This is a genomic window from Paenarthrobacter sp. 4246, from assembly GCF_040546855.1.
In the GTDB taxonomy this organism is placed as follows: domain Bacteria; phylum Actinomycetota; class Actinomycetes; order Actinomycetales; family Micrococcaceae; genus Arthrobacter.
The window spans coordinates 256,860-270,939 of the sequence record NZ_JBEPOP010000002.1; the positions used below are offsets into that span (position 1 = coordinate 256,860).

Annotated in this window: 11 protein-coding genes; 5 read left to right on the plus strand and 6 right to left on the minus strand. The window is 61.9% G+C overall.

Going from position 1 to position 14,080, the window contains the following annotated elements; genetic code table 11:
- Positions 1-47: 47 nt before the first annotated feature.
- The 4 genes from ABIE35_RS03920 (at position 48) to ABIE35_RS03935 (ending at position 5,271) form a co-directional block, all read left to right on the plus strand.
- Entirely contained in the window at positions 48-797 is a 750-nt protein-coding gene (locus tag ABIE35_RS03920; RefSeq protein WP_354512553.1) for a tyrosine-protein phosphatase, read from the plus strand.
- A 205-nt stretch (positions 798-1,002) separates the two neighbouring features.
- A complete protein-coding gene (locus ABIE35_RS03925; protein ID WP_354512555.1) occupies positions 1,003-1,458 on the plus strand; it encodes a hypothetical protein in 456 nt (151 codons plus the stop codon).
- Between the two features lie 38 nt (positions 1,459-1,496).
- Positions 1,497-3,689 carry a M48 family metalloprotease gene (locus tag ABIE35_RS03930; RefSeq protein ID WP_354512557.1) on the plus strand — a complete coding sequence of 731 codons (2,193 nt, stop codon included), beginning with the start codon at positions 1,497-1,499 and terminating at the stop codon, positions 3,687-3,689.
- 310 nt (positions 3,690-3,999) lie between these two features.
- Complete coding sequence (locus tag ABIE35_RS03935) at positions 4,000-5,271, plus strand: MFS transporter (RefSeq protein WP_354512559.1); 1,272 nt, start codon at positions 4,000-4,002, stop codon at positions 5,269-5,271.
- Here ABIE35_RS03935 and ABIE35_RS03940 read toward each other — a convergent pair.
- The 3 genes from ABIE35_RS03940 to cspE form a co-directional block, all read right to left on the minus strand.
- Positions 5,268-6,521, minus strand: a complete 1,254-nt coding sequence (locus ABIE35_RS03940) for an APC family permease (RefSeq protein ID WP_354512561.1) — start codon at positions 6,519-6,521, stop codon at positions 5,268-5,270. The genes ABIE35_RS03935 and ABIE35_RS03940 overlap by 4 nt on opposite strands.
- A 69-nt stretch (positions 6,522-6,590) precedes the next feature.
- A complete protein-coding gene (locus tag ABIE35_RS03945) occupies positions 6,591-9,158 on the minus strand; it encodes a LuxR C-terminal-related transcriptional regulator (protein WP_354512563.1) in 2,568 nt (855 codons plus the stop codon).
- A 482-nt stretch (positions 9,159-9,640) separates the two neighbouring features.
- A complete protein-coding gene (gene cspE, locus ABIE35_RS03950; RefSeq protein WP_011773907.1) occupies positions 9,641-9,844 on the minus strand; it encodes a transcription antiterminator/RNA stability regulator CspE in 204 nt (67 codons plus the stop codon).
- Between the two features lie 1,158 nt (positions 9,845-11,002).
- Between cspE and ABIE35_RS03955 the strand changes: the two genes are divergently transcribed.
- Entirely contained in the window at positions 11,003-11,269 is a 267-nt protein-coding gene (locus tag ABIE35_RS03955) for an HNH endonuclease (protein WP_354513017.1), read from the plus strand.
- Positions 11,270-11,320: 51 nt separating this feature from the next.
- Here ABIE35_RS03955 and ABIE35_RS03960 read toward each other — a convergent pair whose 3' ends face one another.
- From ABIE35_RS03960 to ABIE35_RS03970, 3 genes are all read right to left on the minus strand, one after another.
- On the minus strand, positions 11,321-11,935 hold the full coding sequence (locus ABIE35_RS03960; protein WP_354512564.1) for a dihydrofolate reductase family protein: 615 nt from the start codon (positions 11,933-11,935) through the stop codon (positions 11,321-11,323).
- Positions 11,936-12,094: 159 nt separating this feature from the next.
- Positions 12,095-12,295 carry a hypothetical protein gene (locus ABIE35_RS03965; RefSeq protein WP_354512565.1) on the minus strand — a complete coding sequence of 67 codons (201 nt, stop codon included), beginning with the start codon at positions 12,293-12,295 and terminating at the stop codon, positions 12,095-12,097.
- 117 nt (positions 12,296-12,412) lie between these two features.
- Positions 12,413-13,804, minus strand: a complete 1,392-nt coding sequence (locus ABIE35_RS03970; protein ID WP_354512567.1) for an APC family permease — start codon at positions 13,802-13,804, stop codon at positions 12,413-12,415.
- Positions 13,805-14,080: the final 276 nt, after the last annotated feature.

Genomic DNA, 14,080 nt, shown 5'->3' on the forward strand with positions numbered 1-14,080 from the left:
CCCATGTTGCACGCGCGGGCGTAGGGCCCCTTTGCTTTACTTGGGGCATGGAAGAGTCTGGCAGGAAGGACCGCGCGCTCCGGGTTGATGGTCTGGTCAACGCCCGTGATCTTGGCGGTTTGGAACGTGCAGACGGAACCCTGACGCCGCACGGGGTGTTTTTCCGAAGCGACAACGTGGACCGGATAAGCCCCGACGGGTGGAAACAAGTCTACGAAGCAGGCATCCGAACCGTCATCGATCTTCGGCAACCTGGGGAACGTGAAAAGGACACCCGGAAACGCCCACCCTGGCTCACCACGATCAACGTGGATCTCGACGGCCTTGAGAACACCGAGTTCTGGGCTGGCTACTGGGACAACGGTTTGGTGGGCACGGCACTGTATTTCCTGCCCCACCTGGCCGAGATGCCCGAACGAGCCGGGGCTGCTATCTCAGCCATACTCAACGCACCGCCGGGCGGCGTCCTCTTTCATTGCATGGGTGGCAGGGACAGGACCGGAATTATTGCCATGATTCTGTTGTCGGCCGTGAACGCCGGCACCGAGGAAATCGTAGATGACTACCTCGAAACCGTCAGGCTCGGCGACGTCCGCGCTGCCAGCAGCAACAGAAACAATGCCGAATCCGTGCTCAACGAACTCTGCGAGCGCCACGGGACAACCACCGAAGGAGCCTTTCGGACGGCTTTGGCCGGGTTCGACCCTCAACAATTCACTCAGGCCGCCGACCTCCCCGAGCGCGACCGCACCGCTCTAGCCACCTGGCGCGGCAGCATCCTTCAGCTCGGTTGCTAACCGCCGAGCCAGTTGACGCCAGGTCAGCGGCTCCGTACCGCTGATCGAAAGGCGAAGCTCGACGACGGCGGCTTATGGCCTTGTGGTCCCCCACCGTCAGGCGGACAATGTGTCCCACGGCAGACCTCCGAGTCTGTTCTATTCTCACCAAGGGGGCACCATGGGAGAGTTGGGCACGGACATCCCAATGGGCGAGACACGTGATGTGAGCACTGAACTGGCAAGGCTGATGATCGAGCGGGCCGCCCCTGATGAACTGCTCACCTTCGACGAAGTCGCCGACGAGTACTACGCGGATCCCGAATCCACTCTGAAACCGGCCAAGAATGATGAGGCCGTTGGCTTCGGCCTGGAGCTGGCCTTGCTTGCACCTTTTGCCCTCGCCGTGGCCCAGTTCGTCATCGCTTTCCTCGGTGACTTGCTCCGCGACGTGGCCAAGGACGCGGTGAAGGACGCCACCAAACCTGCAGTGACGGGAGCCGTTCGCAGGGTGTTGCGGCTGGACTCCCCACAGGATTCCACCAGTGCAGCAATCGAACTCACCGCGGAACAGCGCGACCGCGTCTTCGCCGCCGCCAAAGAGCAGTCCAAGCGTCTTGGCCTCGACGAAACCAAGGCCGATCTGTTGGGAAACGCAATCCTCGGGGTCCTCAGCAGGTGAATCTTCCGTAGCTCTCCAATCCCTAGGAGCCGGTCAGGATGGACCAGAAGCCGTTGACGCCAGCAGTTGATCCTCGTCGGGTCAACGTACTCGCCCTCCCCGCACCCACCACTGGCCTGTACCTTCTCTTCGTTGCTGCACTTCTGGCGGTCGGCTTGTTTGTGGGCTCATGGATGCACAACGTGGTCCTTGGACGGGAATGGGTCCAAGAGTTGGGTAAGTGTCTGGCTCTAGATCTCGCTCAGCAACAGCAATGCACGGCACCTCTGGAGATCAGGCGGGGCCTCTGGTCCCTGGCCGGGGCGGGGGTCATGGCAGTGTTCGCCGTGGCCGTCATGTTTGTTGTGCCATTAATGATTCGACGGCGGCGAGCCCTGCAGGCGCCGTCGCTAAAGCACAGCGCGGTGGTGGAACGCTTCGGCGACTTGGCGTCCGAGGCCGGCCTGCGTCGCGTACCAAAGCTATTCATCGGTCCGGCACGAATGGGAGATGCCTTTTCTTTCGGCAGGCCCGGATCAACGGCAGTTGCCCTGCCGCCAAAGATTGTCGGTCTGCTTGTACGGCCCGGACCGGCCGACGGCGTGATCCTCCATGAGTTCGCGCATATCCGTCACCGCGACGTGGAACTGGCCTGGCTGGCGCGGAGCTCGTGGTACGTGACTTTGGTGGTGCTTCTCGTTCCTGTGGCTGGCGCCATTTGGGAGGGTCCTTCGCTGCTTCCCTACTACCTCTGGCGTGCGGTCCTCCTGGCTGTCGTGGTGGAAATCGTGACAGCTGCCTTGCTTCGCTCGCGTGAACATGATGCCGACCTGCGTGCCGCGCAGGGCTCATACCAGAAGGTCAGCGCCAGCTTGGGACTCCTCGGACCCGGCACTCTCGCCCCGTGGATACGGCGCCTGCGCATGCGCCACCCGACACGCGAGGCAAGAGTCGCCGTCCTCCACGCGCCGAGTAAAGCCGCCACCAGCGACTTCCTCCGTTCGCTGAGCGCCGGTGCCCTCGCCGGGATTGTTGGTCCACTGGTTGTGGGAACCGCCACCGCCCTGCTGACGGGATCCGGCGTCGTACTGGGTGGCATCTGGGCCTCAGCGGCAGTGACGGGATCGCTACTGGGTTTTACCGTCGGTCTTGATCTGTGGCGATCACGGTTGGCGGCTTCGTTAGCGGAAGCTTATCCGGCGGGATCCGCTCATTCGGCCCGTAATCCGCGGGATTCACTGGCGACGCGGGACTTGCCGGGCGTCTTCAGGGTCGCCGTCGGTGTTGCCGTGGGCCTGGCGCTGGGGCAGGTCCTGTCGTTCGCGGGGATAGGGCAGGACGTTTCCGCACCGGTGGATCCCATGACGTTGATCGCTCCCATCATCGCCGGGCTCGGAACAGTGTTCATCTGCGCGGGTTTCGCCAGCATAGGCCTCCCCCTGGCACTCCTGGCCAGGCGTCCCCGGCACTTCTGGCTGCCTGTGGCGTTGCTCAGCACCGCAATTTTTGTGGTCACCACCTCGATGGCCGACAGCTTGGATCTTGCCCTCACAAACTTCGGATGGGTGGGCGGCGCATTGTGGATCCAGTACGGCTATGACGAGTGGCCGGGAATCGGCGTTGCCCTGGTGCTGGGCATCACAGCCACCATCGCGGCTTGTTATGGACAGTTCTCCCGTGGACGTGAAGCCCGTGGCTGGATGTACTTTGATGACAACAAGGACGACGACGGCGGCCTTGACTCCCAGCGTCGCCCTCACCTTAAGGCTCCCGGCAGTTCGTTCTGGTTGCCCTTGGTCCTGGGCTTGGTGGCAGGCATCGCAGGGAGCATTTTCCTCGTGTCGCAGCTCTTGCTGATCAGTCCCATCAGGACCGCGGAAGCCGCCTCCCACGCCGACTTCCTCTGGGTAAGCACAACGGTGCTGTGCTGGGCTTCAGTGTCAGCCGTGCTCTGCCTGGTAAATCCCGCTACTGGTCCTGCCACTACGTTCATCGCGGGACCTCTGACGGTGGCGCTCTGTGCCATGGGTGTTGCTGTCTTTTGGTTGGCCAGCATGGATTCAGTGCCGTGGGACGTGCTGCTGAGCATCTGGGCACCGGCCATGGCGCGGGGGTTCGCCATCTCCCTCATTGTCGTCAGCCTCACCGTCACTCTTCGCCTCGCGGTGCAGGCGGTGATCGGCTTCGCGGTGAACCGGGCGGCGCGGGTGAGTCGGGCAGCTAAGCCAAGCGGCCGGGCAGCCACCACCTAGGCGCTCCCCGCCACCACCTATTTCTTCCGCACCAACACCTAATTACTCCGGATACGGCACCTAGTCGCCCAAATTTGCCACCTAGAGCCACGAACCCGCCCGTAGTCTCCTTATGTGCCTCCGAAGCGGGAGTCCCGGTGTCCGGCGGGAGCCCCACCCGCTTTGGCGTAGGAGGCACTACGGCACGGCTCCACCCGTCTACCCCCAGGTGGAGTCGTGCCCAAGCCAGAAACGCCGCGAGTCGTCACAGGAGTAAACGAGAACGATTATTGATAATCTCGAACGTGCCTGCCGCCAAGGAAAGCCGTTCATGAAACCCGCCACCAGCTCCACCCAGACACCCCTCCAGCCCGGGGGACGGCCAGCCAGGCCCAACCCGAAGCTCCTGCTCTCCAGCCAGCTGATTTTCAACATCGGGTTCTACTCTGTGGTGCCGTTCATTGCCCTCACCATGGCCAACGACTTCGCCATGAGCGCGGTGGCCATCGGAGTCGTCCTGGGAGCACGGACCTTCGCCCAGCAAGGGATGTTCCTGGTGGGCGGTGCCATCTCCGATCGCTGGGGCGCCCGCTACACCATGGTCGCCGGGTGCATCGTCCGGGTCAGTGGCTATTTGCTGTTGGCGGCGGCCGACAATTTCAGTCTCTTCCTCGCGGGTGCGATCGTCACCGGCGTCGGTGGCGCGTTGTTCTCGCCCGCACTCGAAAGCCTGGTCGCCGCAGCCGAGGAACGACGCGAACCGTCCGGGAAACACCGGCCAACCCTCTTCGCTTCGCTGGTCATCGTCGGCGAATTCGGGGCCGTGGCGGGCCCACTGCTTGGCAGCCTGCTCCTGGGCTTCGGCTTCGAAGTCTCCCTCTACGTCGCCTCGGCCATCTTCGCGGTCATGGCTTTCGTCTTCTGGCGTTTCCTGCCACGCGCGCGTGGCAGCCTACAGCCAACAGACGCAGCGGTCCCCAAACGCCAACTCCTGGCCTGCCTGCGCGACAAGCGCTTTGTGGCGTTCGCCTGCTTCTTCAGTGTCAGCCTGCTGGCACACAACCAGCTGTACTTCGGCCTCCCGGTGGAGCTGCGACGCAGCGGTCTCGACGCCGGCACGCTTGGCGTGGTTTTCGCGTACGCCTCGTTGTTGACGGTCACACTGCAGTGGCCCGTCGCCAAGCTCATGCGCCGATTCGGCGAGCGCAACGCCCTGACTTTAGGCCTCAGTCTGAAAGCCGCAGGATTCACCGCCGTCGCAATCCTGGCTACTCAGCCACCCATCGGATCATTGCCGGCTTTGCCGGCACTGGCCCTCGTCACCGGCCTGTGCCTGGGCAACATGTGCGCGACTCCCACGGCAATGCGGCTCGTCATGGACTTCGCCGGCGGCCGACCCACCGGCGCCTACTACGGGCTCCTCGCCAGTTGCGGAGGCGCCATGGTGCTGATCGGAAACACGGCTATGGCGCCGCTGTACGAGTTTGCTGACCAAACGTCGACGGCGGCTGCCTCGCCGTGGCTGTTCACTGGTGCTATCGCTGTGGTCTCGGCTGTTGCGATCCGCCGATTCCTTCCACTACCAACCCGCGAACTGGCCTAGCGGATTACCCGCAACCTGATAACCCTGTAAGCGATACCCACCACGAACACCAACAGGCCCAGCCCAACTGATACGGGCGGCAGCGTCGCGACAAGAACAACGCATGCAACCGCGCCGGCCACCTGCAGGAACTTCGGATAGCGACGATCCTCGTTTGGCTGGGTGTAGGCGGCGACGTTCGCCACCAGGTAATAGAGCAGCACGCCGAAAGACGAGAAGCCGATGGCCCCGCGAAGATCGGCCACGGCAATGATCAGGCAGATCACCACGGCAAGAGTCACCTCGGCCCTATGGGGCACCTTGTACTTGGGGTGCACGGCAGAGAGCCAGTGCGGGAGGTCGTGTTCGCGGGCCATCGCCAGGCTTGTCCGCCCGAGTCCGGCGATCAGTGCCAACAGCGCGCCCAACGAGGCGACGGCGGCCCCAATACGTACAACAGGCGAGGCCCACGCCAACGCTCCTGCGCCCACTGCGTCAGCCAGCGGTGTGGGCGTAGCAGCCACACCCTCCGGGCCGAGTGCCGCGAGCAGTGTCACCGCAATAACGGCGTAGATGAGAATCGTGATGCCCAACGCGATGCCGATCGCCCGGGGAATGGTGCGCTGAGGTTCGCGCACTTCCTCGCCCATGGTCGCGATCCTCGCATACCCAGCGAACGCGAAGAACAGCAGACCGGCGGACTGCAGGATCCCGTACCAGCCCTCCGCCAGCAGCCCCTCCCCCGCAAAGTCGCCAAAGTCGGGGCCGGACCCACCCCACACGGCGGTTACCGCGATCGCCAAGGCAGCCAACACCGCAATCACCAACACCCGGGTCAGTCCTGCTGTCCGGGTCACCCCGTGATAGTTCACCGCGGTCAAGAGTACGACGGCGGCAATCGCCACCGGGCGTTCCCAGCCTTGCGGTGCGGCATAGGCGGCGAAGGTCATGGCCATGGCAGCAGCACTGGCGGTCTTGCCAATGATGAAACCCCAGCCGGCCAGGAACCCGGCCCAAGGTCCCAGCCGTTCCCTTCCGTAGACGTAGGTACCTCCGGATGTCGGGTATCTGGCAGCGAGTTGGGCAGAGGAGGTTGCGTTGCAGAAGGCGACAAAAGCAGCCACTACAAGGCCTATCAGCAGTCCGGACCCCGCGGCAGCAGCGGCCGGAGTGAAGGCTGCGAACACCCCCGCACCGATCATGGAGCCTAGTCCGATAAGCGAGGCATCGAACGTGCCGAGTCGGCGGGCCAAAGCCGGGGAGTTGTTCACTGAAACCCTTCACGCTGAGGGACCGGGCTCAGGGCGTGGCGTCGGAGACCGGCGTTGGGAGAATTGGTTTCAGCTTATCCCGGCTCCTCGCGGCGGAAGTGAATTCCCGACGAGCATGAAGAGTCCGTTGCGGGACGTCGCACCCGTCTTGCGCAGCGCGTTGGAGATGTGGTTTTCCACCGTCCTTGCGCTTATGCCCAGATGTTCCGCAATCTCGACGTTGGTGCGATGGCCCGCCAGGACGGCAACCTCGATCTCCCGTTCGGTCAGTGGCGTGGTCCTGAACGAGTTGAAGGAGAGTTGTTCGTTGGCTGTCGGGAACCTGACGGCGAACATGGACGAGGCCTGAGCCATGGCGTCGGCTGCGGCAGTGTCCCCTTCAATGACGTGTCTCTTGAGTGCGCCCCGGAGAATCATCCCCACCTGATAGGTGTCGATGTCCGATTCGTAGTGCTTCAGCAGCAGTCCAAGGAGCTGGTGGTCCCCTTCAACCACGGCGGTAGCAATGCCAATGAGTTGACCATGAACCGTGACGCCGCTGTCCCGCAGGATCTTCTGCAGCAGGTCCAGAACTGGACGCCCCGGGTTCAGGCACGTGCAGAGGAGCGCCGTCATCATGGCTTCCAGAACGTAGCCGCTCTTCAGCTGGCGTCTGATGAGTTTCGCGGCTTTGCGGTCGAACGTCGAAGGTTGCGCGCTGTCATGGGCAATCAGTTCGTAGGCTCCTTTGCCAATGCCGGGCAAGGGTCCGACGTCGGGCACGTCTGTCCGCGCCTGCGCGGCAATTGAAAGGGCCGGCGGCGTGGCAGTTGTTGCGTGGCGGAGCCCCGCAAGCCGCAGCATCGCGTCGTAGAGTGTGTCCACCACGAAGCCTGGCCGCCCCATGGCGAAGACACTGCTCATGAGGTACTCCGCTTCTTCAAAGTGCCCGCGGTACAGCAATCCGTGTGCAGCGATGTAGCTGCTGGTGACCACGCCGAATTGGTCCAGGTTCTTGCGTGCTTCGGCCCGCCAGTCCAGAGCAAAGACGAGGGATTCCTCGATGCGTCCGGAAGCGAACAGCGCGAAACCCCTAATGAAGGGGCGGAGGTGAGGGAAGGCGTCGTCATCGTTCTGTCCTTCGACGGTGTCGTAGGCTGCAGCTGGCCTGAAGCGGTAGAGCTCAAGCAGCCCGTGAACCAAGCTGCCCATCCCTGACGGGTTGCTACCGAGCCCGCTTGTTGGCGTATCCACAGGGACCCTGCCATGGGAAGCGCTCAGGAAGGTGATCGCGTTGGTGGCTTCCGCGGCATGGTGCGGATTATCGTCTGCGAACTTTTGGAGGATGTCGACGGCGGCACCTGGGCCTTGCCCGGTGTGGACGGCGAGCATGGCGCGGGTAATGGTGACAAACAGGACGTCCTTGGGGTCGGCGTCGGACGTTGTTGTTTCACTGCAGACGCGGACTGCCCGCTGGACGTCCACAGGAGCGCCCCAATAGATCCGCAGCAGGGAGGCAGCGTTGGCGGCAGACTTGTTGGCTTCCCATCGTTCGAAGCGGATACGTTCACGATCAGCATTGTGGTCGTGGAAGTGGCGGGCGGTGACGGCGTCGCCGTCGGCCTTTTCCAAACGAAGGGTAGCCAGGACCTGAACGAGGCAGTCTGCCGTTGTCTGATTGTCCTGCTCTGCCCGCGGCGCGGCCTCCAGAACGCCGGCGATCTTTCGTCGCAGCAGTTTCCGGTCCCTGAGGTTCTTGTTGCCTCGAAAGTAGTCAGCAATGACGGGTGGACTGATGGCGGCGATGGAACCGTTGTGGTGGTCGTCCATGACGGAGAGGAATCCCCTGCGTTCGAGGCCTTCCAGGGCGTCGGGTTCGATGACCTTCTGCAGGACGTCCACACGGGCGGTGCCGAGGATCGCCATGGTGTGCAGCGCTGTGAACTCTTCGGCACTGAGCTCTGCCAGGAGTGACTCGAGAGTCCCCCGCAAGTGCTCGTTCCAGAGGGTGTTGGTGGCCATGGACCACTGCTTGTCCTTCATGACCAGCAGGTTGCTCAGGGACGCCGTTTCCGCGATCCGCACGACGAGCCGCGGGTTCCCGGCGGACTTGGTGAGTATCCGGGCTGTGGTGTCTGCGTCTGCCGGTGCACCAAGGACTTGTGCGATCAGCATGTGAACCTGCTCGTAGTGGAGCGGGTCCAGTTGCAGGTGCGCCTCGCGGCCGTTGTTGAGGATAGCCAACTGCCCTTTGGAGAAGGCCCAGGTTTCGGGCGCCGTGGCAACCATGGGGCAAGTGGATCGGCGTCGAACCGCCTCCAGGACCGCCAGTGATTCGCTGTCCACCAAGTGGAGGTCATCGACCACCAGCAGGTGCTTCCCGTTGGTGGCCAGTTGGCTGGTCAGCACGTCAGCGATGTCGAAGACGCCGCTCCGGCCAGGCCTCAAGTCCAGCCCGAGTCCTTTGATGGCCGCGTACGGGAGGGTGCGGTGCGTGCGCAGTCCGGTGATGAAGTGAACGGCTACTCCGGTCTTTTCCAGATTGCTCATGACGCTGCGGACCACGGACGTTTTGCCGCTGCCCGGCGCACCGACGACCCGCACGCCAATTCCGCGTGCGACAAAGTCGAGGATTCGCTGAACCTCAGAATCGAACACTCGACCCAACCTTCTGTTTCTGTGGATGCCCGACATGCGGCTCACTTCGCAGGCTAGATCGAGAAAACGGGACTAGGTGGCAAAACGGCCTTGCACAGGCCAATTTGGGTCCATCTAGGTGGTGATTTGGGCAAATCTAGGTGGTGGCGGGACTCGTCTAGGTGGTGGGGCTGCTCGGAAATCAGGTGCTCCATGGGATGCTCCCTCAGCTCTGTGGGTGGATTACCTCCCACGCTACGGAGGGCTGAGCGAGAGTTACATGGGTGTAATTCGCTATGTGGATATGTGTTCGATCAGGGTTTACTAGATTAGTAAGTATGTTCAATTTGGACATGCAAGCGAGTCCCAGCTTGTTTTAGCATGGGCTTGCTACACCCCCTGCGGACGCACCCGGCGCTGCTGCAAGGCCGGGATCACCTGCATGAGGGCAAACAAAAGCAGGGCCGGTCGATGACCGGCCCTGCTTCTTTGTTATCCGAAGACTAGATAGCCTGGATGTTTACTGCCTGGGGACCCTTGGGGCCCTGCTCGACGTCGAAGGAAACCTTCTGGTTCTCTTCGAGGGAGCGGTAGCCCGAGGAGTTGATCGCAGAGTAGTGAGCGAAAACGTCCTGGCTGCCATCTTCAGGAGAGATGAAGCCGAAGCCCTTTTCGGAGTTGAACCATTTCACGGTACCTGTAGCCATTTTTTTCAGTCCTTACTGAAGGTGGAGATGCTCCCGACTTTCGGGTCTCCGGTGTGGGGTGTTCTCCACCGTTACTTCAGAAGGTCACGATCCAGAGGGACCGTGGGGACTGCCTGAACTACCAAATGCCAAACACAACAACACCGTCAAGTCTACAGAGTTCTGAGCAGATAGCTAGTGCTGGGAAATATTTATCCATTGGATGTTTCCTGCAGGCTCGAAACCGGGCCTTCAATCCCCACCGTTTACAGGGCAGTGAAGTCCGCCTCAGCAGTTCCGCGGCTCCGGGCAAACAGCTCGCTACCGCTGCCGCGGCTTGTCACCGTTGGTTACGCCCTTGAGCCTGTCTTTGATCACCCAACTGGCAGTCGACGAGGCAGCGGTCGCCATAAGGCACGCCTTTGCCCAGAAGTTGTCCAATTGGCCGCTGACGAGCAGAAACAGGCACAACAGCCCCCGAGCGCAAACTCCACCCCCATGGACCGACTCCGGATACGGTCATCATCAGCGCAGCCCAAGCCGACCTCACGACGAGCTAGTGGCACACGCAATTCGGCGTCGAGCATCAGCTCCTGGAACGACGCGATTCCCTGGGCAGCGCCTTCCCTGACCGCTGGGACAGCTTCTATATGAACACCCCGAACCTTGCACTGGACCTCCCCGGCATGCCGTGCGACGGCGAGGATCGGGACGCGTTCATCTTCCGCGACGCAGTGGTGACCCCCTCAGGCGCTATGCAGAGCTGATCGCTGTACCGATCCATACGGGCGTGGACGCGGCACGGCTGTACCCCGCACCGCTGATGGTGAACTACGTTCCTGCTAACGTCACGTCATGACAGTGGGCCAGTCATTTCGATTTGAATTGCGGCGTATCTATTGGACGCGCCAGTCCCTTCGCATGCTCTTCGGGCTCTCCGCGGCATGGTTGTTTGGGGCTGTTTACCTGTTCTTTACTTCGCCGCGAGGCATTGGCGAGATCGGCGCGGGCACAATCGGGGCATTCATCCGAGAAGTATTTGGCGGCCTCTGGGTTGCGATCGGAGCGCCAGCAGCATTTATTGTGATGTTGCTAGTTGCAGCTTTCGTCTTGCGGAGGGGCGACCTACGCAGGCGTGATCCGCAGCGCCGGTTTACGCGGTACCAGCGACGCGAGGGGATGACTCGAGCAAAGGGGCGATGTGAGCTGGAGTCACGTTACGGGAAGCGTTGCACCCAAGCTGCCGAACACGGAGATCATTTCTATCCATGGTCTAGAGGTGGAGCGACTTCCCTCCGAAACTTCGTTGCCGCATGTAGTCAATGCAATCGGCGGAAGGGCGCCCGCATCCCGAGTCCTGGCCTATTGACGCGCCTGGAGCGACGGCGTGCTTCGTATGTCGGGGCGGTTGAGGCGGTTCTGGTGGGCGAAAGGCGCGGCCCGTGAGGATGCAAACTCACGCATCGCACCTTGCCGCTACTTTCGTGTTTGCTCTGCCTAATCGATCTCCGCCATGTTTCCCACCGCAGGCGTCCCTTCAACCAAGGCGTAACGCTGCATCACCGCCCCCTTCGGTGATGCAACCACGGGCTCGATAAGCCTGAGGTTCGTTGGCACCACTCCGTCTGCGAACACCTTTTTCCCGCGGCCGAGGAGGATCGGATAGACCCACAGGTTGAGTTGGTCGAACAGGCGCTCAGAGAAAAGAGTCTGGACGAAGTCGAGGCTGCCTATGACGTGGATGTTCCGGTGCTTCCGGCGGAGCTCTAGCAAGGACGTCACGGTGTCAGGGCCGAGCAGGCTTGATCCCTCCCACTCAAGCTCCAGCGACTGGCGCGAAGCCACATACTTCGGAAGGCGATTGAACAGCTCCGCGATCTTGCCATCCTGGTGAGGCCAGTACGAGGCGAAGATGTCATAAGTCCGCCGCCCCAGTAGCAATGCGTCCATTCCCACCATTCCGGAATCGATCTGATCCCCAACAACCTCGTCGATAAGCGGCGCCTGCCAGCCGCCGAACGCGAAGTCATCAGCAGGGTCCTCTTCGGGCCCGCCGGGCGCCTGCGCGACGCCGTCGAGCGTCGTGAAGAGGTCAATGTGTATCAGTCCCATGTCGGGATCCTTTCCTGCTGCCCGTCGTCACCCCGGCGACAGGATCAAGTTGAGGGTTCCACAGGAGGGACCGCCAGGCAATGGTCACCGGAAGACAACGACGGCGACACACCCTGCGCGGGCACCGCCGCCAAACACCTGACTTCCGGAGAAGTCGAGCTACGCCTCGCCCCTCATCTTCTCGGCGCCCTGGCGCCGCTCAAGAATCACCCAAACGACCGTCGTAGGGACCCCGATGAGTACCAGCAGCGCCATGCCCCAGAACACGCTGATCAGTTGGGTGGATTGCAGAATCACGACGGTCATCAACAGGACTGTGGATGCAATGTTCAAGATGCGGAGCTTACGTGCAGTAGTCATTTTCAGAATCGTTCCCCCTACGATGTCGTCCAAGAAGCCTAACGTCTCCGGTCCCAGAGTGGCTGTGGGAGGAATGACCCGGCTGACGAAAATCCTCTGAGCTTTCTCCCAGGAACCCTAGGCTTCCTTCAGGTCCAATTGGGGCGCTGGTTTCCGGAAACCTCGCGTCAGAAATGCCAGGTAGGCCAATCCCGCGCCTGCCCAAATCAAACCGAAGGTGAAGGACAGCCCACTCAGGCTGGTCCACAGCCAGATTGTGAGCACGAACCCAATGCCGGGAAGTACAAGGTTGTGGATCACACCACGGGCGCCGCGGGCCTTCTGGTCGAAGAAGTAGCGCTTGATCACGGCCAGGTTGACCACGGAGAACGCCACCAGGGCACCGAAGCTGATCAGCGAGGAAATTGTCAGTAGGTCCAACACGAACGCCAGCAGAGACACGGCCGAGGTCAGGAGAATGGGCAACACGGGGGTGCCGAAGCGGGAGTGCAGCCGCCCCAGCGCTGCAGGGAACACCCCGCTGCGGCCCATCGAATGAATGATCCGCGAGACCGAAGCCTGTGAGGTCAACGCTGATCCGAGACTGCCAGCAATGTAGGCGGCCGTGAAGAAAGCCACCAGCAACTCGCCGCCAGCTGCGCCGATGACCTCGATGGCAGCCGAGTCCACGTCGTTGAAGGTGCTGACGGGGAGAACCAGATGGCTGATGTACGCGAGTCCCAGAAAGATCATCCCGGCAAGAATCGTGGTGATCATGATGGCGCGGGGCAGATTCCGCTTCGGGTCCTTTGTTTCCTCCGCAAAAGTTGAGACGGCGTCGAATCCCAAGTAGGAGAGGCAGAGGATGGCGGAGCCTGCGAAGATGGGCGACAGTCCTTCGGCACCTTCGGCCCCGGTGAAGGGCGCCAATAAATCAATGTTGCCAGTTCCGGTGGTAGAGGAAAGCCCCAAGGCCACGAACAAGACGATGAAGAGCGCTTGGAGACCCACCACCACAAAGTTGGCCTTCGCAATCGCAGTAATGCCCAGGATGTTCAGCACGGTCACAGCCACAATCGAGATGATCATGAACACCCACGCAGGAATCGCCGGGAATGCGGCTTCCATGTAGATGCCGATGAGTAGATAGTTGATCATCGGCAGCAGCAGGTAATCCAGCAGAAGCGACCAACCAGCCATGAATCCAAGGCCTGGCCCGAAGGAGCGGGTTGCATAGGTGTACGCGGATCCCCCGAACGGGAAGGCCTGCGACATCCGGCCATACGAACGGGCCGTGAACAGCATGACCACCAGGGTTACGGCATAGGCAGCGGAGAGCCGCCCACCAGTCAGTTCCACAACAATGCCGTAGGTGCTGAAGATGGTCAGTGGCACCATGTAGACCAATCCCAGCAGGACAAGGGATGGAACACCGAGGACACGGCGCCAACCTTGGGAAGGTGCTTGGGCGGAGGTCGGCCCCACAGGCTTCTCGCCTGCCGGTGTATCAGTTTCAAACGTGGGGGTCATTGGGAATCCTTGATGGTCATGCCGGTGTGTGCTTGGAAGCTGCGACGCTGCAGAACTTCGTAGCGGCTACCGGATCTGCGGGGTCACCGAGATCCTGAAGTGCTGGGTTGGCTCAGGGGCGCGTGGTGGACGACCTTGGCCTTGTGAACGTGAAATGAATAGCGTTCATTTAGTGTGACGGTGAGGCGGGTCACAGTCAATATGTGACGGGCAGTTCTGGCGACTGCGGCGCCACCGGTTCGCCCTCCCGGCCGCCCGCTTCGCCTCGGCCCCCTG

What these genes read in the sequence shown, in the direction of transcription:
- ABIE35_RS03970 (WP_354512567.1), bottom strand. Translation starts at nt 13,804, where the DNA reads ATGACCCCCACGTTTGAAACTGATACACCGGCAGGCGAGAAGCCTGTG.
- ABIE35_RS03930 (WP_354512557.1), top strand. Translation starts at nt 1,497, where the DNA reads ATGGACCAGAAGCCGTTGACGCCAGCAGTTGATCCTCGTCGGGTCAAC.
- ABIE35_RS03960 (WP_354512564.1), bottom strand. Translation starts at nt 11,935, where the DNA reads ATGGGACTGATACACATTGACCTCTTCACGACGCTCGACGGCGTCGCG.
- cspE (WP_011773907.1), bottom strand. Translation starts at nt 9,844, where the DNA reads ATGGCTACAGGTACCGTGAAATGGTTCAACTCCGAAAAGGGCTTCGGC.
- ABIE35_RS03955 (WP_354513017.1), top strand. Translation starts at nt 11,003, where the DNA reads ATGACTCGAGCAAAGGGGCGATGTGAGCTGGAGTCACGTTACGGGAAG.
- ABIE35_RS03935 (WP_354512559.1), top strand. Translation starts at nt 4,000, where the DNA reads ATGAAACCCGCCACCAGCTCCACCCAGACACCCCTCCAGCCCGGGGGA.
- ABIE35_RS03965 (WP_354512565.1), bottom strand. Translation starts at nt 12,295, where the DNA reads ATGACTACTGCACGTAAGCTCCGCATCTTGAACATTGCATCCACAGTC.
- ABIE35_RS03920 (WP_354512553.1), top strand. Translation starts at nt 48, where the DNA reads ATGGAAGAGTCTGGCAGGAAGGACCGCGCGCTCCGGGTTGATGGTCTG.